Raw genomic sequence first — 22,112 nt, forward strand, 5'->3', positions numbered from 1 at the left:
ATAAACAAAAGCAAATAGGAGGAAATCAGCTAATGGAAAAAATGAAATGCCACAATTGTTCAATAGAATTAACAGATAAAATGAATTTACAATGTAGTAGGGCTATATTAGAATTATTTTGCTCTAGGTATTGTGCCATGGATTTTTATATGAAAGAAATGAATAATTATAAGGTTGATATAAAGAATATAAGAGATTATATAAAGTTTGCTTATGTTTCGGATGGTAATATATATCATTCAGATATAGAAGATGATGTATGTAATAATTGTGAAGATGGAGTATTTAATTTTTACAAATTTGAAGTAATTAATGGAAATAGATATGAAGTATATAAATGTTCAGAATGTGGAAAAGAAACAAAAGTTGCATGTAAGTAAATAAGATGAAATTTAGTTAAAAACACTCATTAAATTATATGAGTGTTTTTTATTTTATATAAAAGTGAGGTGAGGGTATGAAAGAATATACAAGCTATAAATGTAAAACGTGTAAAAGAGAATTTGTATTACTAACTGAAGACTTACTTAATACAAAGATTAAGGGTGGATTTATAGCATGCCCTTACTGTAGTAAAAAGAAAATCGAAAAGATGAAGGAAACAGATAGCTTAAAAGAATGTATGAGTGCTAGGAGCTATAAGAGAGTAAATGGTGCATTACATCAAAAATAAAATAATAAAATTAATCCCAAGTAAATATATATATAACATATACAATATTTAAGGGGTTGTTATTTTGAAAACTAGAACAATTACAGCTGCATGTCAAAAGTGTGGCGAAGTAAAAATTAAGATTTATCCTGAATACAGTAGAGTTAGACTTGTATGTATAGCTTGTGGTGAAGAATTAGCAAATGCTTCATGTGGAGACTATAGAACTATACCTTCTGTTTGTACAGAATGTAATGGTGAAGTTTTTAAAGCTAAAATTAGTATAGATGAATCAGGAAATGAAAGTTGGTCAGCTAAATGTGTAGAGTGTGATGAAGAAGTAAGAACTGTATTAGTAGATAAGGAATTAAATTCTATAAGTGAAGAAGAATTTAAGTTTCTAGTACTCTCTGATAAAGTTGAAGAGTTAACTAATAAAGTAGAATGTTTAGTTAATGAAATTAGTGATTTAACAGAAAAAGAGAAAAATAATAAAGATAATATTTATAGTTTAGATAATGATATATATGATTTGCAATGGAAATTAAGAGAAGTAGAAGAAAGTTGTGATGAGAATGATGATAAGATTAATAACATTAAATATAGGGTTGAAGAGTTAGAGAGAAAAGTTGAATATTAAATATATATAAAGAATTCTTATAGGTATAGGAGTTCTTTTTTATTTTGAAAAGGTGGATGTTAAAATGAAAAGAATAACAAAGAGCGAAGCGAAGAGATTAAGAAAACAAGGCAAGGAAGTAAAGAGAACTCATAATGGGTACTATCAAATGAATGTATAGTATATAAAGAATAAAGGTGGGTGGTGTATATGTAATGGCTAGAGTAAGAAGTCCAGCAAGGGATAAAGCATTTGAGATTTATAAAGAGAATAATGGTAATATAGATTTAGTTAAAATTGCAGAAATACTATCCATATCACCTGGAACGGTGAGGGGATGGAAAGCAAAAGATAAATGGTCGGATAAAATAAATGGAACGCTCCAAAAGAATAAGGAACGCTCCAATAAAAAGATAAATAATAAAAAGAATAACAGTAAAAAAGAAACTGTTGCTGATGAAGTTATAGAGGTTATAGAAAATACTGATTTAACTGATAAGCAAAAGCTTTTTTGTATTTTCTATACTAAATCATTTAATGCTACAAAGGCATATTTAAAAGCTTATAAATGTACTTATGAAACTGCAGCAGTAAATGCTAATAGATTGCTAAAAAACACTAAGATTAATGATCAGATTAATAGCTTACTAGCGAGTGAGTTAAATAAAGAATTTTTAACAAGAGGTTTAATTCAAAAATATATGGACATAGCTTTTTCTGATATAGGAGACTATATTAAGTTTGGAAAGAAAACAGAAAGAGCTTGGGGAGTAGATGAAGAAGGTAATCCTAAACCAATAATAGATCCTGAAACTGGTGAGCAAAAGGAGTATCAATATAATTATATAGATTTAAAAGAGAGTACTATGGTAGATACAACACTAATAAGCGAAGTATCTCAAGGAAAAGATGGAATTAAATTTAAGCTACTAGATAAAATGAAAGCTATGGATTTTCTAACTAAGCATTGTAACTTATTAAATGATGAAGAAAAAATCAAGCTAGAGATAGAGAATAGAAAGCTACAGAACATAAAGCTTGAAACTGAAATAAAAAGAATAAAGGCATCTATTGATGAGGAGTCAGAGGAAGAAAATGAAGATGATGGATTTATTGAAGCTTTGGGAAGTAAAGTAGCTGAGGTATGGATTGATGAAGAAAATAGTTAATAAAATAAAAAAGGCTATATTTAAATTTAGTCCATTTTCTAATAAACAATTAAAAGTTTTAACTTGGTGGATGAATGAATCTCCTGTTAAGGAGAAAGATGGAATAATAGCAGATGGAAGCATAAGAAGCGGTAAAACATTATCTATGTCGCTATCTTATATTATTTGGGCCATGGAAAATTTCAAATATCAAAACTTTGGAATGTGTGGTAAGACAATAGGTTCTTTTAGACGTAACGTTTTATTCTGGTTGAAATTAATGCTTAAATCAAGAGGTTATAAAGTAGAGGATTTAAGAGCTGATAATCTAGTTATTGTGACGAGAAAGGGAATATCAAATTATTTCTATATATTTGGTGGTAAAGATGAACGATCTCAAGATTTAATTCAAGGGATAACATTAGCAGGTTGTTTTTTTGATGAAGTTGCATTGATGCCAGAAAGCTTTGTTAACCAGGCAACTGGAAGATGTTCTGTTGATGGTTCAAAATACTGGTTTAACTGTAATCCAGATGGTCCTTATCATTGGTTTAAAACTAATTGGATAGACAAGAAAAATGAAAAAAATTTACTATATTTACATTTTACTATGGATGACAATCTTAGTCTTTCAGAAAAAGTAAAAGATAGATATAAAAAAATGTACTCAGGAGTTTTCTTTAAAAGATATATATTAGGTCTTTGGGTAATGGCTGAGGGCATTATTTTTGATATGTTTGATGAAGAAAGACATAAGGTAGAGACTGTAGATAGAAAATACACCGAATATTATGTAAGCATTGACTATGGTACTCAAAATGCGACTGTATTCATTTTGTGGGGACAGTATAAAGGAAAATGGTACGCAGTCAAGGAGTATTATTATTCAGGTAGAGATTCAGTAAAACAAAAGCCTGATGATAAGTATTATGATGATTTAGAATTATTCTTAGGGGAAATAATACCTAAGTATATTATTATAGATCCAAGTGCCGCATCATTTATAGCATTAATAAGGGAAAAAGGAAAATACAAAGTATTACCTGCTCAAAATGATGTCTTAGATGGAATACGAAAAGTAGGAAGATCCCTTAATGAAGATTTAATAGCATTTAATAACTGTTGTATCAATTGTTTTAGGGAGTTTTTTTCTTATGTTTGGGATGAAAAAGCCACTAATAGAGGTGAAGATAAGCCAGTAAAAGAAAATGATCACTGCATGGACTCTATAAGATATTTTATAAGCACAGTTATTTTAAAAGGTAAGAGTAAGCCTTATGATGATTCTGTTTATGACAAAGGAAAAGGAATTAAAAAACATCAAGAAACTTATAAGAGAGGGGGAAACGTATTTTAATGAGTACAGTAAAAGAAAAACTATTAAGGCTATCTTCTGATGAAATAGAGGAACGAAAAAAAGCTAAAAAAGATTATTATTTTTATAAAGGAATATCGGAAAATAGAGATGCAGCAAAAATAGATGAAGATTTATTAGGTCAAAATTGGGTAAACAATGATAATGTTGATTATGAACCTACGCAGGATATTAGAAATAGAGTAAAACCATTGCTGAAAAAACAGGCAAGATGGATGTTTGGCAAAGAACCAAGCATTATTATTACTCCAATAAATAAAGCTGATAAGAATAATTGTGAAGAGTTAAGACAATTTATTGATAAGCTATTAGACACTCAACACTTTTGGAAGAAAACTAGAAAAGCCTTTTTAATCAGCACAATAAAGAAAAGAGTATTACTAAGAATTTCAGCAAAAGATGGTAAAGTTAAAATAAGATATGATGATATAGATAATTTCAGTTATAAAGAAATAGATGATAATTTAATAGAAATTAGGTTCTTCCAAGAAGATTTAGGAAATTATAATAAGGAAGATAAGGATAAAAAATATTATATCCATAAATATTCATATATGAAATTTAAAGAAGATGAAGTACTTTCAGCAGCATATACTATTGAAACATATACGGGAGAAGATTTAGATAATCCTATAGGAATAAAAAGTGAAGAGATAGGATATACAATTAACAAGATTCCTTGTTGGTTAATAAAAAATGGTGGAGAGCTTGGAGATGAATATGGAGAGTCAGATTTATATGATTTAATTGAGCCACAGAAAAATTACAATAAGAGAATAAGTGATTTTGCTGATGCATTAAGATTTCAAATGTTTGGTTCTGACTCTATAATAGATGGTAATCCAGATGATGTAAATAAACTTAGTATAGCACCTAATTCACTACATGCAATAAGGACGGCTGAAACTGTTGCAGCTTCAGGAAAGCAAGCAATACATCAAAGGTTAGAATATAACATGGGAAATGCACAGGCTATAAATGACTATTTAGAGACATGCAAAGATGATATGAACTTTATATTAGATATGCCAAGCCTTAAAGATTTGAATAATGTTCCAAGTGCTAAGGCTATGAGATATTTATACAATGATTTAATTGCTAGATGTGAAGAAAAGTGGAATGATTGGGAGCCTATATTAAAAGAGCTCATAACATATATAATTTCTATAGCATCAGAGTGTAAAATCCCTAATTTTAAAGCTGAATGGAATAAGATTGATTTTACTATATCATTTAATCATAATTATCCTATTCCAAGTGATGAAGAAGAAAAGAAACAAATAGCATTAAATGAAGTAATTGCAGATGTAAGGAGTAGAAAATCATATATTAATGAATATTCTAAAGCGGAAGATGCAGAAGAAGAGTTTAATGAGATTCTGAATGAAAAATCAATAATAGAAGGAATAGAACTAGGTGAATTTAGCGGAAAGAGTAAAAATGAAGGGAATAACTTAAATGAGTGATAGTGATATTCTTTATAAAAAGTTATTAAATGAAGCAATAAATGATAAAAACAAGCTGACTTCGACTAGTGTAAAAAATATTAGAATACTATATGAAGATATAGCAGAAGATCTAATTAGAAAAGCATCTACTTCAAGAGGTGGATTTACTATAGCTTGGACTAAGGATTATGAAAAATATATAAAAAATAAAATCATGGAGTTAAATAATAACTTAGTTAAGTTAGAAACAGAAGCTATAAAGACAGGTGCAGAAATAGCAGCAAGTGTAAATGGAGATTTCGTGTCATATGTAAAAGACAAATATGAACTTGATATTGATAAAGAGCTTATAAATTTTGCCTATAGCATTAGTGATGATGTATTGCTAAAGGTATTAGATGGGAAAATGTATAAAGATAATAGAGGCCTTTCTGAGCGTATATGGAGACATACTAGAAGTATGGAAAAGGATGTACAATACGTAATTACACATGGATTAGGATCTCAAAAATCTTATTTGGAGATAATTAAAGACCTAGAGAATTATTTAAAACCAGGAGAAAAGAAAGATTGGCAACTCTCAAAAGTATATCCAGGAGTAAAAAATAAAACAGTTGATTATAATGCTCAAAGATTATTAAGGACAAGTGTAAATCATATTTTTCATGTTACAAGCATTCAGAAAGCAATGGAAAATCCTTATGTTGAAGCTGTGCATTGGAATTTATCGTCACAACATTATGAAAGACAAGTAAAACACTTTGGAGAAGATGAATGTGACGATTATGCTAATCAAAATGATTATGAATTAGGGACAGGTAATTTCCCTAAGAATAAGGTACCTATTCCACACCCACAATGCTTATGTTATACAACTTGTGTTATTACTAAAAGTCTAGATGATATAGGAAGAGATTTAGGGCAATGGATAAGAGGAAAAGATATTGATTATTTAAATAAATGGTTAAAGGTAGTATAGTATGATAACTAAAAATATTAAAACATATTGTGATCTATGTAAGAAAAGCTTCAAAATTAAAGCAAAAATGCTTAAGGAAACTAAAGTAACTAATGAAGTTACTAAGTTATCCTTTAAATGTCCCCATTGTAAACACGAGTTTGTAGTAATCTATAAAGATAATGAGGTTGAGGAAAATATAAAAATTATGAATGATATAGCTGAAGAAATAAAAAATAAAGATAAATTTGAGCCTATGGAATTGGACACATTAACAGAAAGATTTAACAAATTAAAACATAGAAATTTAGAATTAAGTTCTAGTTATAAAGTATTATATGGAAGATAAATATGATTAAAATAACTTATGGTTAATTTTTAATCATTGAAAGATTATATATATTTTGTGTATATTGTATAAGAGGTGGTATTTTTATATGATTAAATACGAGGTAGATGTAATTATTAAAACTGAAGGTGAGAATAGATATAGGTATTTATATGAAAAAACTTGGAATAGTACTAAAAAATATATTATATGTATTCTATTTAATCCATCAAAAGCAGATTTATATTTTAATGATAATACATTAGATAGATTAGTTTACGAGTTTAAAGATGAATATGGTGGAATTAAAGTACTAAATTTATTTTCTATTATGGAAACCAAGTTATCAGATAATTATAATACTATGAAGGAAAATGAAAATTTCGAGTTTATCAAAGAATATATTAGAGAGAATACAATGAGTAATTTCTTTGTAGGGTGGGGCAATAGCTTTGATGATTATCCAGAAGTATATATTAATGAAGGGAAAAATAGAAAAAAAGAAATAGAATTATTATTTAAAAAATTAGAAATGAAAGATAGAGTATTTTGTTATCGAAATAATGCAGGTAAAAGAGGATTACATCCTTCTAAATATAGAAAAGAGTGGAATTGGAAAGTAGATAAATATTTTAAACGTTAAAAGTCTTAGTGTTCTAAGGCTTTTTATTTTCGCCTTTTTTAGCTGTTAAGCAGGCGGTAAAGAATTTAAGAGCACTCTAAATAATCGGGGACACGACCTCGGTAAAAAGTGAATTTTAGAGATATTAATGGAGGGAAATAAAATGGCAAATATAAAAGCAATCATAGGAGAAGAATTATTTAAACAATTACCAGAAGATAAACAAAAGGAACTTGAAAAACAAGACTTAGAGGATGTATCGGAAGGTAAATTTGTAACAAAAGAAAGATTTAATCAGGTTAATGAACAGGTTAAGGAATATAAAAAGCAAGTTGGAGAAAGAGATACGCAGATAAGTGACCTTAAGAAAGAATATAAAGATGTAGATGGTCTTAAAGATAAGGTTACTAAACTTGAAGAGGATAATAAGAAGCAAAAAGAAGATTATGAAGCTAAACTTCAAAAAATTAATTTTTCGAATGCTTTAGATAAGGCTTTAGGTGAATTTAAAGTTAAGAATTCTAAGTTAGTTAAAGCGTTATTGGATAATGAAAAATTAAAAGTTGATGGTGATTCTGTCATTGGACTTAAAGAGCAAATGGAAGCTATAAAAAAGGAAAATGAGTTCTTATTTGAAAAAGAAGTTCCAGGAGCTCCTGATTTTATTTCAGGTGGAGATAGCACTAAATTAGACAATAAGAGCTTAGGTGAAAAATTAGGAGAAGCAAAAGCTTCATCACTTAAAACTAATAAAGACATTGATAAATTTTTTAGTTAAAAGGAGGAAAAAGAATGTATTCAAAATCAGAAACATTAACAGCTACTAATAAAACTATATTAGCTTTAGCTGGAGAACTATTTCAGAACACTAATATTAAGGTAACTAAAACTGATGTATCATCAAAATTAGATAATGGTGTTCTTAAAGCTGGCACAGTATTATCTAAGGATGGTAAGTATGTAGATGGAACTACAATAACTCATGATAAGGCATTCGGATTGCTATATAAAGATGTGGATTTTACTAATTCAACAGGAAAAGAAACAGTATCAGTACTTATATTTGGATTTGTAAAAGAATCAGTATTACCAGAAGTAGTTAATGCTAGTGCTAAAGCTGCAATGAAGATGATTCAATTTCTATAATTAAGGGGGAAAATAATTTATGCCAAAAATACAAGATTATATAAATACAAAAGAAATAGCAACGTATATAGGAAAACTACCACCAGTAGATACTTTAGATGAAAGTTTATTTCCAAGAAAAAAACAAATAGGTATGGAACTTAAATGGATAAGAGGTTCTAGGAATAAACCAATAGCATTAAGACAATCTACATTTGATGTAGCGGTAAAGCCAAGGGCACTAAATGCTACTTTAAAAATTGATGCTAAGAGGATGCCATTTTTTAAAGAATCAGTATTGATAAATGAAGAAGATAGACAGATGTTACTATTAGCATTAAATTCAAACAATGAAGCATTAGTAATGCAATTAGCATCACAAATATTTGACAATTATACTTCACTAGTTGATGGAGCAGATGTTCAAATGAAAAGAATGAGATGTCAATTGCTTCAAAATGGACAAATTAATATAGTATCAGAAGATGGTGAAATTATAGTTGACTACGGTGTAGATGTAGCAAATAAAGAAGTATTAGCTGGTGATGCTAAGTGGTCTAATCCTGCAGCAGATGTTGTAGGGGATTTTGAGAGATGGCAAAAGGTATTTACTGATAAAGGTATGGCTAAACCATCTAGAGCAATAATGACTGGTAAAACATTTGGTTATATACGAGCAAATACTGCTATAATTGCAGAAATAAAAGGAATAAATAATGTAATTATTACTGATCAATTAGTAAAGAACTATTTAAAAGAAAAGCTAAATATAACAGTAGCCATAGTAGCTGGACAATGTTATAACGAAGCAGGAATATTAATAAGCTTATACGAAGATGATAAGGTTACATTGATTCCTGAGGGAACATTAGGAAATTCAGTTTATGGTACAACTCCAGAAGAAGCTGATAAAATTTATGGTTCTGGAAAACTTGATACACAAATTGTTAGAACTGGTATTGCTATAACTGCAATGTGTAAAGAAGATCCAGTGACTGTTGAAACTAAGGTATCACAAATTTGTATGCCAAGTTTCGAAAGAATAGATGAATGTTTCTTTGCAAAAGTAAATTAATGAGTAAAGGGGTGCTTAAGCATCCTTTTCTTTTTATTGTGAAAGGTGGAATAAATTATGGCAAAAGTAAAAACTTATAAAGTAAGAGCTTTAGTAAATATCAAATATGATAAAACTGTAGTAAACACAGGTAAGGAGTTTAAAGTTAGGAAAAGTGACATTGATGAGTTAGTATCAAACGGGTATGTAGAAGTTTTAGATGAAATTAATGAAAATGATGGACCTAAAAATGAAGATGGAGATACAGGAGAAAAAGAAGGTGAGGAATAATGGTTGATTCACTTCAATTATTAAAGCTATTTTTACAAGAAAAGAAATATCCTTATTTTTCTGATGAAGAATTAAGTTTGATGTTAGAGAGTAATAACAATGATGTTTATACTACAGCTTCAAAGCTTAGTTTAATGAAGGCTGATGGAGATAAAAAAATTAAAATAGGGCCAATAGAAATTGAAGGACCAGGAGCAGATTACTGGATTAATTTATCTAAAGAATATATTTCTAAAGCTGCATCAAGTTATATTACAAGTGGTTATAAAACTTCAATGCGTAGGAGTGATGAAGTTGTTAGACAAAGAATATTTAAGAAGTAAAGTTGTTCAAGGTATTAATCTTATGCCTAGCGAATGTATTATTGTTAGAGAATTTAAAAATCATTATGGTGAAAAAGAAGGGTATATAAAAGTTTGTAAATTAACAGGAATTATTTACAATAATACAAACAATAAGAATATTTCTATTTCATTAAAAGATAAAGGTGAAATAATTAATGAAAATGTGAAAATATTTCTTGTAGATTATAATGAATCCTCAAAGCTGGTTAAAGCTACAGATTATTTGTTTGTTAGCAACAAGTGTTATAAAATAGTTGATCCAAGAGAGAATTTAGAAATATATTTTGAAATGAAAATGGAAGAACATAGTTTAATTCTAATGGATGACTTAATCACTGAAAATGGTCAGATATATGAGTTAATGGAAGCTTCAGTTGAATTTATGGAGGCTACAAAATGAGTGGAATAAATTTTGATGCAAGTAATTTATTTAAAGGATTATCTGAGTTAGAGGAAAAATCTATTAAAAAGACAGAACTTTATGCAAATGTTTCTGGTAGCAAAATGGTTAATGATGCAAAAGGTAATGCTCCATGGATGGATAGAACAGGCAACTCTAGACAAACTATTGATTATAATGTACAAGCTAAGGGAACTATAACAGAAATACAGATAAGAGGGAATACACCACATTTTAAGTATTTAGAATTAGCTCATGAAAAGAGATTTGCAATATTATGGCCAACAATACAAAAGCTTAGTGCTGAAATATTAAAAGGTTGGGCCAAAGTGATTTGGAAGTGATTGAATGATAGTGAAGTTATATGATTTTTTAAAAGAAAATAATATAGAGTGTTATTTTATAGGACAACATAAAGAGGAATGTACAAGAAACTATGTTGTATTAAAAGATGATGGTGTAAGAAGTTTGGATGGTAAAGTTGGTACTGGATATGTAGATATAATTTTTTATGTACCACAAAACAATTTTACTAAATGTGAACCTTTCAAAAAGAAAATTAAAGAAATTATGAAGAATTTCAAAAATTTGAAATATACAGGAGTAGAAACAGGGATGGTTACAGATGATGAAAAAAAAGCTATAACCTTTTCTATTATGTATGAAAACTATAAAAGATTATAAAGGGAGATGATTAAATGGCAGTAGAAAAAATAACCGAAAAATCAATTGTCAATATAGTAAGAGTTGAAGTTGAAACAGAAGAGACTACACCTAAAATATACAGATTTGATACAGCAAGTGAAGCGACATATGCAGCAGTTGTGTCTGAAGGGCAAGAGACCATATTAAGAGCAAAGAATAAAATACTTGCTACTAATAAAACAGAAGACATTCAATACGGTTCTGATGTTAATCTTACTCAAGTTGTAATGGTTCCAGAAGTTTTAGCTATAGTAGATGGTGGAACATTAACCAAAACACTTGATAAGGTTACAGGATATAGGCCACCAGCAATGGGGGAAGTAGTAAATAGAACAGGATTTAAACTAAGAATATTTACTGAAGAGAAAGATGGAGATGGAGAAACGTTAGGATATCAATGTTTTGAATATCCAGGATGCAAAGGGAAGCCTGTATCATTCAACTTTAAAGATGGTGAATTTATGGCACCAGCTTATACGATATCAAGTAGAGTTAAAAAGGGTACAGCTCCATATAATTTAGATTTCTTAGACGAATTACCAGTGTAGGAGGATTAACAGATGGCAGTAACAAGTTTAGATGATTTAAAAAAAATAGCAGAGGGACAAGAAGTCGAACTATTAGGATGGGGAGAAGAACCTTTTGTTTGTAAATTAAAAAGACCTAGTATGCTAGGATTGGTTGCAAATGGAGAAATCCCCAATCCATTATTAAATGCAGCTTATATATTATTTAATGGAGCTAAAACAACTAAAGACGTTATTAATATGAAAGAGCAAAAGGAATTATTGACTATAATGGCTAAAGCAGCTATGGTTGAACCTAGTTATACAGAGCTTGAGGAGATAGGATTAGAGTTAACAGATACTCAATTACTTGAGATATATAATTATACTCAAATAGGTGTCAAAGCACTTACATCATTTCGTACAAAGCAGCAAGATTCTAAGAATACTGAGAATTAGTGAAAAATACAAGCAGAGGCCTAGCGAGATTATGGATATAAATGATTCATATCTCGCTTTTATTTTTGATGAAGCTTGTGAGTATATTTTATCTATGAAAACTTTTAAGGAAATAAAAGAAGGTGATAAAATGTATAAACAAGAATGTTGGATAAAAGATCCTAAATGGATTGACATAGAGGAAATAAAAAAGACAAAATCCTCAAATAACAGTAGTTTGATATCAGAAATGGAAAAAAGTCTTGAAAAATACAGATAATTGTTCTAATCTTATAATTATATGTATAAATTTAGAGTTTATTATGGGGGTATAATATGAGAAAGATTATAAGTGTAATGGTATTGATTCTGCTATTAGTTAGTTGTGGTAGTAAAGAAATTGCTATTGGGGAAATAAAAGATATTTATCAAAAAATCCATGTACTATCTGATGAATTAGGGGAAACAACATTTGTTACAAAAGATTCAGAGTATATAGTAATTAAGGATAAGGCTAAAGAAATATTAGAGGAGATTGAAAAAAATTCTATGGATTCTAAAGCTAAAGAATTGATGATAGAAAGTTGTAATAGTATTATTGATAATTGCAGAATTCAAATTGATAAAGGTTGGGAAGAATCTAGTAAAACTTATGAAAATGTATCAGATAATGTAGAAAAGCTAGAGGAATATATAAAAGAATTAAATTAGATTTAAGAATCACTTAAGTGGTTCTTTTTTTATGCCCAAATTTCAAGAAAGGAGGGAATAAATGAGCATAAACGTAGGGAGTGCAATAGCTTATTTAGATTTAGATCACAGTAAGTTTAATGCAAGTTTGATAAGTGCAAAGCAACAACTAGGAACATTCATGGATAATGCTAAAGAATCTAGTACAAGAATTGAGTCTTTAGGTGGAGTTATTACTGGTGTAGGCTCAACACTTACTAAAGGGCTTACGGTACCACTTGCAGCAGTAGGAGCTGGAGCAGTAAAAGTAGCAGTAGATTTTGAGTCTAGTATGAGTAGAGTAAAGGCGCTTACAGGAGCGGTTGGAGGAGAATTCGAAAAATTAGAGAAACAAGCAATTGAACTTGGTTCTACTACAAGTTTTAGTGCTTCTGAAGCATCCGAGGGGATGCAGAATTTAGCGAGTGCTGGATTTACTGTAAATGAAATTATGTCTGCTATGCCTGGTATATTAGATTTAGCTGCAAGTGATAATATTGATTTAGCATCAGCCGCAGAGGTAGCAAGCTCAACATTAAGAGGATTCGGACTTGAAGCAAGTAATGCAGCTCATGTTGCAGATGTTTTAGCAAGAGCAGCAGCAGATACAAATGCAGGTATTCTTGATACTGGAGAGGCTATGAAATATATTGCTCCAGTTGCAGCTGCTATGAGTTTAAGTTTAGAAGAAGTAACTGCAGCTATTGGTATAATGTCTAATGCGGGAATTAAAGGAGGACAAGCTGGTACAGCATTAAGAGGTTCATTAACGAGATTAGCTAATCCAAGTAAGGAAGCAGCAGAGTTGATGGAAGCATTAGGATTTAATGCATATGATGCCAATGGTAAGATGTTATCCTTAAAAGATATAATTAATAATCTTGGAGTTTCTTTAAAAGATATGACTGAAGAACAAAAACAACAAGCTATAGCAACAATATTTGGACAAGAATCTATGTCAGGAATGTTAACACTTATTCAAGCTGGACCACAACAACTTGATAAACTAACTAAAAGTTTTAAAAACTCAAGTGGCGCTGCTAGGGAAATGGCAGATACAATGATGGATAATACTAAAGGTGCTTGGGACGAATTTACTTCAGGTTTAGAAGGTGCTGGAATAGCAATTGGTAAGACCTTATTACCAATGTTAACTAAGGGAATTAATAAAATCACTGAAATGGTTAATGCATTTAATAACTTGCCACCATCTACTCAAAAAACAATAGTAAGTATAGGAGCTACAGTATCAGCAATTGGTCCATTAATGATGATTGGTGGAAAACTTATAACAGGAATAGGTAAAACTATAGGGTTAGTAAGTTCAATAACCTCATTAGCAGGAAGTGGATTAGTAGGTTCATTAGGAGCAGTAGTAATGCCATTAACTGCTATAGGTGCAGGATTTTATGTTTGGCACGAGGCCATGGATGTAGCAAATCAAAAAATCACGAAATCACGTGAAGAAATATCTTTAATGGAACGAGCTATTGCAGATTTAACAGGTAAAGTAACTTATTCTAAGAAAGAATTAATAGATATGGGGCTTGTTTGGGAAGAATTTAGTGATGATATATCGCCAGAATTTCAAAGTGCTGTAAAAGAAAGTGCAAAAGATATTTGGGATTTTCAAATGAGATTGAATGAAATAACATTAGATAAGATTATCACAAACGAAGAAGCTGATGAAATGATAGATAGATTAGATACAACATTCAATAGGGCTATAGAAGCAATAGTAAATAAACAAAGTGAGATTCAATCTACATTTTCAGATGCTTTTGCGATGGATGGAATAGTAGATGAAAACGAGCAAATATTATTAGACTTTTTTGAAAATGAAGCTAATACAAGTAAGGAACAAATAGTAGCAATGCAGGAAGAAGTAAACGAACTAAGGCGCAAAAAGAGAGAAGAAGGTTATGAATTTACCGAAGCTGATAATAAAATGATTATGGAATATTATGCAGCAGCAATAGAAGCAGAATTAGAAGCTAAATCCACTAATGAAGCAGAATTAATATATGCTCAAAAACAATTTCAAGAGAGAATCAAGACAATGGATGCTGAAAATGCAAGTAATATGTTGCTAGAAAGAAGAAAACAATATGATGATGCCATTATTGATAATAATGCTTATTACGATACTCTTATACAATTAACAAGATCTAGAATGTCAGATATGGATGAAACCCAAAGGACAGCTGCAGAAGCTCAAATAGAAGATTGGGAAATGCAAAAGCAACAAAAAAATCAACTTACTGAGGAAATGTGGAATCAAGATATTGATACAACTATTGATTCTAATGAAAAATTAAAAAATGTAATTAATAAATTCAATGGTGAAATATTAGCTAGGCAAGATATAGAACATTATAACGAGTTAATAAAAATGTCAGAGCACTATAGTAATTTAGAAACTATAACTCAAAGTGGTTATCAAAAAATGTACAATGAAACTACTAAATCGTGGGATGATGTTTATATAAAGGTAGATGAAACTACCAAAAAACTTTTAGGAGTATATGATTTAAATTCTCAAAATATTGGAGCAATGACAGAAAGTGATGCAGCAGCTTTACAAGATGAAATTGCAGCTTGGCAACAAACTGCGGAGGGAGTATTAATCAACTCGCTTATTATAGGAAATGCCTATATAGATGCTTCAGGGAAAATTACTGATGCAAGTGGTGAAATTATTGGTAGTTTAGGGAAAGTTAAAGATGAAAATGGTAAGCTTGTAGATGCAATACTTACTACTAATGGAACTCCTATAAAGATTAATGATAATACTGAAGAAGTAATAAATAAACTTAAAAATACTCAAAATACTGTTAAAAATACAGATGGCATGAAAGCTAATATAAATATAACCGATAATGGAACGATGAATCAAGTAGAAAAACAATGGAATAACACTAAATGGAGAGTTGAAAACAATCCTATAATAGGACGTGTTATTTATAGAACAGAAGGAAGCGCTGATGGTAAAATAGGTGGAGGAAACTTAATGTATGCTACAGGTACTGAAAATGCAATGCCAGGAATAGCAAGTGTAGGAGAATATGGAACTGAATTAATTCAATCAAGTAATGGTTTAATGACACTTGCTACTGGTAGACAGTTAATTAACTTTACAGGTGGAGAAACAGTTTATAATGCTAGACAGACACAAGAAATACTTAAAGGAATGAGTAATAGAAGTGGTAATTTAAGTGAGTTTAAGTTTGGGTTTGAAGCTATAGTAAAAGCTATAGAAGGGTTAAAAGATAAAATAGAATTTGCTATAAAGCAAACAGGAAATACTAATAATTCATTTGGTGATGTTATCGTAGAAGGTGTATCAGATGTAAGAGAATTAATTGAAGAAATAACAGAATTCAAGGAAGTGCGAACAATATAGGAGGTAATTTATGCAAGATGATTATATTATATTAAATAATGAGAGTTCTTTTAAAAATAATATAGTGGTTGTTGAATTGCCTTCTGTATCTATACCTAAAGAGAGAATTGAAGAAATAGAAGTTCTTGGATTAGATGGCAATTTAACTATTAGTGATGGAACATATGAGCCTATTATAAAAAAATGCAAATTATATTATGAAGGGAATACGTATGATGCACTAGTTGAGTTTCTTAAGAATAGTGGAACAGTTATATTTTCGAATGTTCCTGATAGATTTTATTATTATAAAATTATTAATGAGATTCCATTAAGAGAAATAATTGAAAATAGTTGGTACGAGTTTGAAGTTACATTTAAATGTCAACCTTTTGGTTACGCGTTAAATAACGATCCAGTAATAATTGAAAATAAAAATACTATAATTTATAATAGTGGAACTTATTACGCTAAACCTAAAATAACTATTTATGGTAATGGTGATATTAATTTATTTATTGGTGATGAACAAATAACTTTAAAAGATATTAAAGAATATATAACTGTAGATACTAATAAATTAAGGACATATAAAGATACTATAAGACAAAATCACAAAAAAATTGGGAATTATCCTATATTACAAAAAGGTGAAAATAATATTACTTGGGATGGATATATATCCAAAATAGAAATTATTCCAAATTGGAGATACTTAATGTAGTATCTCTTTTTTGTTAGAAAGGAGGTACCATTGTATGATAAAGATATTTAAACAAGATGAAACAGACTTTTCACATGATGGTATTGAAGTGTTAGATGATATTGCTATTTCTTCATATACAGATTGGAGTGAAAAAAATAAGTGGATAATTCAAGCTAAGTTCAAAAAGGATTTTGATAAGTCAGAAACAATTAAAGAAGGATTAATAATACAAGTTCCTACTGAAAAAGGTGAGCAACTTTTTAGAATACTAAAAATAAATAAAAAGAATAGAAAGTACATATCTATTTCAGGTCACGCTATAGGGTATGATTTTAATGATAATTTCATTCAAGATATAAATATTGTTGAAAAGTCTGGTAGAGTTGCAATACACCAAATATCTAATGGTACTGTATATCCTCATAGATATAATATTAGTTCTAATATAGATAGAGTTGCCAGTGCTAGAATGATTAGAAAGAATGGGATAGAAGCTCTTATTGGTACTAATAAAGATAATACATTTATCGAAAGATGGGGAGGCTGTTTAGTACTAGATAATTTCAACATATCGGTAAATGAGGCAGTAGGAGAAGATAGAGGAGTAGAAATAGCTATAGGTAAAAATGTAACTGCTTATGATGGTGATATTGACGAAGAGGCTGTTTGTACTGGTATTAATGCGATTACATATGATGGATTGACGTTGCCAGAAGGGATTTACTATTCACCATTAGTCAACAACTATCCACATCCAAAGATAAGAGAATTTAAATTTGACAATATTAAATATAAATATAGTGAGAATAATAATAGTGAAGAAGGATATGAAACTTTAGAAGAGGTATATGAAGCTATTAGAAAAGCTTGTAATGATTTATTTAATATACAGAATATTGATAAGCCTACATGCTCATTAAGGGTTAATATTGCTGCATTAGAGAATACAGACCAGTATAAGGGTGATGAACTTAATGAACGTATTTTTCAAGGGGATATACTAACAGCCAATTTAGAGGACTATGGATTTAATGTCAAATTAAAGATGATAGCTAATAGGTATGATAATATTAGAAAAAGATATATTGATATAGACCTTGGAGATGCAAAAAATAATATCTTTAATGATATAAATAAAATTGAGATAGTTATTGGTAAAGTGGTTGAGCAATTAGGCGGCAATTCATGGAAGGATATACTTGATAAATCGATGAAGGAAGCATCTGAATTAATAGCTGCAGGCATAAAAGATTCATATGTAGTTGCTAGAAAAAATGAAATTTTAATAATGGATTCTCCGAAGGTTGAAAGCGCTATTAATGTTATTAGGATGAATAAAAATGGTATAGCATTTAGTAGAAGTGGATATAACGGACCATATACATTAGCAATTACTATAGATGGAAAGATAAATGCTAGTTGCATACTTACCGGTGAATTAGATGCAGCATTGATTAAGACAGGAGTTATAACTAGTTATAATGGAAATGTCCAATTAAACATTGATGATGATTATATACAGGTTTCACATTCACAATATAATACAAGAACTAGACTAGATGCAGAAGGGTTCTATATAAATGATGAAAATGGAGAAACTATTGCATCTTTAGCAAGTAAAAAGAGTTGGACGGAACTTAAGGCAGATAAAGTCTTTGCAAATAATATTGAAAATATCTATGAAGGACCTTCAAATCTTTATGTAAATCATAATTCAAATAATATAGTTAGAGATGGAAGTATAGAATATCCATTTACATCATTTTTAGAACTCAATAATTATTTGAATTCAACTCCTATTATAAATAAAGATATAATCATAAACGTAATAACTAGTGGGGTAATAGGAGATAGGATATTCTTAGAGGGATTAAAAGGTATAGGATTTATTTCTATTAATTTTAATAAAGATCTAATAGTAAAAAATAGTGGGATAGCTATAGAAATAAATAATACAAGTAATTCAGTAAGATTAAATGGTAATAGGACAAGATATGATAGTAATGATGGTTGTCTATTTGATACATCAGTAGGAATCAAAATAGAAAATTGCCAAAGAATATTTGCTGGATGGTTTAGGTGTAAAAATACAGAGCATGGAGCCAAAATATATTGTTCAAATGTACAATTGTGGCAAAATGATATGTGTAATGCGAATGTAGCAGTTGAAGCATCTTATAATTCTAGAGTCAACTGTATAGATTTATGTGGAAATAATAATGTAGTTTACAGGTCAGTATATGGTTCAATAATTCATTTTGGGGAAGCAAACGCAGGAAGTTGGAGACCGATAGGAGCTTTACAGGCAACTAGTGGTTCAATATTTGGATTAGGAAATGTATCTTTAACAGGATCATTCCATACAGCTCCACCAATACCACCAACAATAGATCAATATAGAGAGTTTAGTTATAGTGATTATGGGTATTGGTCGGATTTATACGGAAATTGGAATCCTAACGGGAAAACAGTCTATCAAGGAAACTGGGGATATGGGAATAATAGAGGAATATTCGTTTTTAATAATAGTGATATAAGTGGATTTCTAGCAAATTCTACAGTTTTAGATGGTTCTACTATAACTCTCCAAAGAGAAAATGCAGGAGGATATTCACAAGCACAAACAATATATTTATGTGGAACAACTCATACAAGTCCTGGTGGTTCTGCTCCGCCAGTAACTAAAAGTTATGGCGCTTTAGGTAGTTTAGCTTGGGGTGGAAGAGGAACATTTAATTTACCTAAATCCTTTGTTCAGGATCTTAAAGCAGGAACTATAAAAAGTGCAATGTTTTATACAGGTGATGGAAGTAATTACATTAAGTTTAGTCCTGTTTGTACTCTAAGATTAAAAATTAATAAATAAAATGAGGTGATGATATTGAACGTAAAAGAAAATATAAGAATAGAAAAAAATCTAACAATAACTGAAACTGACATGATTAATGGTGGAGAGGTTTTAGTGTTAATAGCATATGCAGTAAAGGAAAATGAAGATTTATATAGCTATCCAGCTCCACAAATATTTAATAAAGAATTGTATGAGAAAAATAAAGTTAATTATGATAAGGCTGTAAAAGATTTCAGATTAGCATGTGAGGTGTAAATATGAAAAATAATTTACCACGTAAAAATCTTAATGTAGATAAAGAAAATTTACTACCTTTATGGACTTTAAAAGAGCATGATGATGTAGTATTGAAATTAGCTTTATTTAAAAATTCAGTTGCATTTGACATCACAGGACAAACTATTAGATTAGGTGCTAAGACATCAGTAGGCTTAAAAGAACAAAATGATGGTTTTACTATAGATAAAAATAATTTAGATATAGTGTTGAAAAATTCTATTCTATCACAAGGAGTTGTAGAATTAGATTTACAGTTAATAGATGCTAATGGTCAAATGACTACTGCATCTTTTTTTATTTTAGTTGGAACTAAAGTTTTGAATGATTCAGCAGTAGAAGCAACAAATGAATTTAATACTTTCAAAAAGACAGTAGATCAAATTGAAGGTGATTATAAAAATCTAAAAACTATAATGTTAGACGAAAATAATGCAGCTAATTTACAAGTTCAAGTTAATAAAGTTAATGCGTCATTGGAACAAAAGGTAAATAAAGATATTGGAATGTTAAAAAATTTAAAAAGAGTTCCAACTATAACAATATCTATGGATGATGGATGGTCGCAAGAAATAACTGTTATATCTCCAATTTTAAAAAAATATAAGATTCCTGCAACTTGTGCATTAATAACAAATAATATGACAAATATATCTGAAAGATTAGAATTACAAAATAAATACGGTTGGGAATTTGCATCTCATACAGTTGACCATTTACAACTAGGAACACTGACACCTGAAGAAATGGATTATCAATTAAGAGAATCAAAAAAGCAAATGGAAGATGTGGGATATAAAGTAAATACTATAGTATATCCAGTTGGTTCTGCAAATGTAATAACTAAAAGATTATCAAAAAAATATTACGATTGTGGATTCTTATATGATAATAAAAATAATATAGGTATGCTAGATTCGTTTTCTATTCACAGAATACCATTTGGTAGTTATTATATTGGAAATAAAGATGAAGTAAGTACACTTGAATATTATAAAAGCAAAATAGATGAAGCTTTTTCTAATAATGGGTGGGTTATATTTTGTTTACACCCTTATCATGCTGATAATGATGCAACTCAATTAGGATATTTAGAAGAAGTTATCAAATATGCTCAATCTAAAAACTTTATTTTTACAACTTTACATGAGGGTTACAAAATACATGGGAATTTAGTTGAAAGTGGAGATAGCGATAGCATTAACAGAATAGTAATTGATAAAGACGGAAATAGCAATATTCCAATAGTAAAGTTACTAGAAGGTAGTGTCAAAGCTACTGATGGAATAACGATATACCCAAAAGATAAATTATCTATTTGCCAAATAGGTAATTATGATAATGCAGGATTTCCAGAAGGAGTTGGTGGAATAGTAGAAACTCACAGGACAAATGATTTTGCATTCCAATATTTTTATGTCCGCAATAATAATAACGAATATAGAAGGTTTTATAATGGAACTTCATGGAGTGAATTTGAACTTATGAGAGATTTAATATCCAACACATTAATGAAAAACGACACACCGATAACAGCTTTTGTAAAAGATAAAATAACTATTACAAGAATAGGGAACTTTGACAATGCAGGATTTCCTGAAGGGAAAGCTGGGGTTTTAACGACATACCGAAATGGAGCAGATGATTTATTTAGTTACCAAACATTTCTTTTAGCGACTAGTGGTTTTATTTATAAAAGACAATGGAAAACTACAGTATGGGGAGTATGGGAATTAATTGCAACAAAAATATCTTCCAATTGCTTTAATTTAGATATGTCAACATCTTTTCAAAAAACGCCAACAATTATTGATAAATATTTATATATTGAAAAGTTCCATTCTAGTGGCGGAGAACAACCAACATTAACAAAAGAGATATGGACATTAAGCGAATTGTCTACAAATTCTGCTAGTCCTACTGTACTAGGAACTGCTGGTGGTAATAGAAATATTTTAGGATATATTCAAGATAAGGCATTATATATATGCTACTCTAGTGTTGGGAATAACTATAATTCATTTTTTAAAATGTCTTTTTGTTAATAATTGATAACTATCACGCACCAACCTAAATAAATTAAGTACAAGAATTATATCAATTGGAGGTTAGAGGAATCTGGTTTCTTTTAAATTATAAGAAATAAAGTAAAAGA

General features: G+C 29.5%; 26 protein-coding genes. All 26 read left to right on the forward strand.

Translation table 11 applies throughout. The features are described 5' to 3' along the window. Positions 1-32 precede the first annotated feature (32 nt). The 26 genes from J2Z25_RS11790 (at position 33) to J2Z25_RS11915 (ending at position 22,002) form a co-directional block, all read left to right on the forward strand. Positions 33-380: a hypothetical protein gene (locus tag J2Z25_RS11790; RefSeq protein WP_209740723.1), complete on the forward strand. Its 348-nt coding sequence runs from the start codon at positions 33-35 to the stop codon at positions 378-380. A gap of 77 nt (positions 381-457) precedes the next feature. Next, entirely contained in the window at positions 458-673 is a 216-nt protein-coding gene (locus J2Z25_RS11795) for a hypothetical protein (protein WP_209740724.1), read from the forward strand. A gap of 64 nt (positions 674-737) precedes the next feature. Further along, positions 738-1,292, forward strand: a complete 555-nt coding sequence (locus J2Z25_RS11800) for a hypothetical protein (RefSeq protein ID WP_209740725.1) — start codon at positions 738-740, stop codon at positions 1,290-1,292. Positions 1,293-1,486: 194 nt separating this feature from the next. Then, entirely contained in the window at positions 1,487-2,440 is a 954-nt protein-coding gene (locus J2Z25_RS11805) for a terminase small subunit (protein WP_209740726.1), read from the forward strand. Continuing rightward, positions 2,424-3,776: a PBSX family phage terminase large subunit gene (locus tag J2Z25_RS11810; RefSeq protein ID WP_209740727.1), complete on the forward strand. Its 1,353-nt coding sequence runs from the start codon at positions 2,424-2,426 to the stop codon at positions 3,774-3,776. Before J2Z25_RS11805 ends, J2Z25_RS11810 begins: the two co-directional genes overlap by 17 nt. Continuing rightward, positions 3,776-5,260, forward strand: a complete 1,485-nt coding sequence (locus J2Z25_RS11815; protein ID WP_209740728.1) for a phage portal protein — start codon at positions 3,776-3,778, stop codon at positions 5,258-5,260. Before J2Z25_RS11810 ends, J2Z25_RS11815 begins: the two co-directional genes overlap by 1 nt. Then, a complete protein-coding gene (locus tag J2Z25_RS11820) occupies positions 5,253-6,221 on the forward strand; it encodes a hypothetical protein (protein WP_209740729.1) in 969 nt (322 codons plus the stop codon). The genes J2Z25_RS11815 and J2Z25_RS11820 overlap by 8 nt, the downstream gene beginning before the upstream one ends. 1 nt (position 6,222) lies before the next feature. After that, positions 6,223-6,549 carry a hypothetical protein gene (locus tag J2Z25_RS11825; protein ID WP_209740730.1) on the forward strand — a complete coding sequence of 109 codons (327 nt, stop codon included), beginning with the start codon at positions 6,223-6,225 and terminating at the stop codon, positions 6,547-6,549. Between the two features lie 88 nt (positions 6,550-6,637). Further along, positions 6,638-7,171, forward strand: a complete 534-nt coding sequence (locus tag J2Z25_RS11830) for a DUF1643 domain-containing protein (protein WP_209740731.1) — start codon at positions 6,638-6,640, stop codon at positions 7,169-7,171. A 142-nt stretch (positions 7,172-7,313) separates the two neighbouring features. Beyond that, the gene (locus tag J2Z25_RS11835) at positions 7,314-7,928 is read left to right on the forward strand and encodes a phage scaffolding protein (RefSeq protein ID WP_209740732.1); all 615 of its coding nucleotides are present in this window, start codon (positions 7,314-7,316) and stop codon (positions 7,926-7,928) included. 14 nt (positions 7,929-7,942) lie between these two features. Next, a complete protein-coding gene (locus J2Z25_RS11840) occupies positions 7,943-8,296 on the forward strand; it encodes a hypothetical protein (RefSeq protein ID WP_209740733.1) in 354 nt (117 codons plus the stop codon). 19 nt (positions 8,297-8,315) lie between these two features. Continuing rightward, a complete protein-coding gene (locus J2Z25_RS11845; protein WP_209740734.1) occupies positions 8,316-9,350 on the forward strand; it encodes a major capsid protein in 1,035 nt (344 codons plus the stop codon). 57 nt (positions 9,351-9,407) lie between these two features. Beyond that, entirely contained in the window at positions 9,408-9,620 is a 213-nt protein-coding gene (locus tag J2Z25_RS11850; RefSeq protein ID WP_209740735.1) for a DUF7210 family protein, read from the forward strand. After that, the gene (locus tag J2Z25_RS11855; protein ID WP_245173304.1) at positions 9,620-9,943 is read left to right on the forward strand and encodes a hypothetical protein; all 324 of its coding nucleotides are present in this window, start codon (positions 9,620-9,622) and stop codon (positions 9,941-9,943) included. The genes J2Z25_RS11850 and J2Z25_RS11855 overlap by 1 nt, the downstream gene beginning before the upstream one ends. After that, positions 9,915-10,364, forward strand: coding sequence for a hypothetical protein (locus J2Z25_RS11860; protein WP_209740736.1), 450 nt, complete (start codon positions 9,915-9,917; stop codon positions 10,362-10,364). The genes J2Z25_RS11855 and J2Z25_RS11860 overlap by 29 nt, the downstream gene beginning before the upstream one ends. Continuing rightward, a complete protein-coding gene (locus tag J2Z25_RS11865; protein ID WP_209740737.1) occupies positions 10,361-10,708 on the forward strand; it encodes a hypothetical protein in 348 nt (115 codons plus the stop codon). The genes J2Z25_RS11860 and J2Z25_RS11865 overlap by 4 nt, the downstream gene beginning before the upstream one ends. A gap of 4 nt (positions 10,709-10,712) precedes the next feature. Beyond that, positions 10,713-11,048: a hypothetical protein gene (locus J2Z25_RS11870; RefSeq protein ID WP_209740738.1), complete on the forward strand. Its 336-nt coding sequence runs from the start codon at positions 10,713-10,715 to the stop codon at positions 11,046-11,048. Between the two features lie 14 nt (positions 11,049-11,062). Beyond that, the gene (locus J2Z25_RS11875) at positions 11,063-11,617 is read left to right on the forward strand and encodes a hypothetical protein (protein ID WP_209740739.1); all 555 of its coding nucleotides are present in this window, start codon (positions 11,063-11,065) and stop codon (positions 11,615-11,617) included. Between the two features lie 12 nt (positions 11,618-11,629). Next, positions 11,630-12,034, forward strand: coding sequence for an esterase (locus tag J2Z25_RS11880; RefSeq protein ID WP_209740740.1), 405 nt, complete (start codon positions 11,630-11,632; stop codon positions 12,032-12,034). A 31-nt stretch (positions 12,035-12,065) separates the two neighbouring features. Beyond that, the gene (locus J2Z25_RS11885; protein ID WP_209740741.1) at positions 12,066-12,293 is read left to right on the forward strand and encodes a hypothetical protein; all 228 of its coding nucleotides are present in this window, start codon (positions 12,066-12,068) and stop codon (positions 12,291-12,293) included. A gap of 56 nt (positions 12,294-12,349) precedes the next feature. Further along, positions 12,350-12,724, forward strand: a complete 375-nt coding sequence (locus J2Z25_RS11890) for a hypothetical protein (RefSeq protein ID WP_209740742.1) — start codon at positions 12,350-12,352, stop codon at positions 12,722-12,724. A gap of 61 nt (positions 12,725-12,785) precedes the next feature. After that, positions 12,786-16,145 (forward strand): phage tail tape measure protein, encoded by a 3,360-nt coding sequence (locus J2Z25_RS11895; protein ID WP_209740743.1) that lies wholly within the window; start codon positions 12,786-12,788, stop codon positions 16,143-16,145. A 10-nt stretch (positions 16,146-16,155) separates the two neighbouring features. Further along, entirely contained in the window at positions 16,156-16,848 is a 693-nt protein-coding gene (locus tag J2Z25_RS11900) for a phage tail family protein (protein WP_209740744.1), read from the forward strand. 34 nt (positions 16,849-16,882) lie between these two features. Further along, positions 16,883-19,696, forward strand: coding sequence for a phage tail spike protein (locus J2Z25_RS11905; RefSeq protein ID WP_209740745.1), 2,814 nt, complete (start codon positions 16,883-16,885; stop codon positions 19,694-19,696). Between the two features lie 15 nt (positions 19,697-19,711). After that, a complete protein-coding gene (locus J2Z25_RS11910) occupies positions 19,712-19,936 on the forward strand; it encodes a hypothetical protein (protein WP_209740746.1) in 225 nt (74 codons plus the stop codon). Between the two features lie 2 nt (positions 19,937-19,938). Further along, positions 19,939-22,002, forward strand: a complete 2,064-nt coding sequence (locus J2Z25_RS11915; protein ID WP_209740747.1) for a polysaccharide deacetylase family protein — start codon at positions 19,939-19,941, stop codon at positions 22,000-22,002. Positions 22,003-22,112: the final 110 nt, after the last annotated feature.

The sequence above is a fragment of the Clostridium tertium genome, assembly GCF_017873245.1.
Classification (GTDB): Bacteria; Bacillota; Clostridia; order Clostridiales; family Clostridiaceae; genus Clostridium; species Clostridium tertium.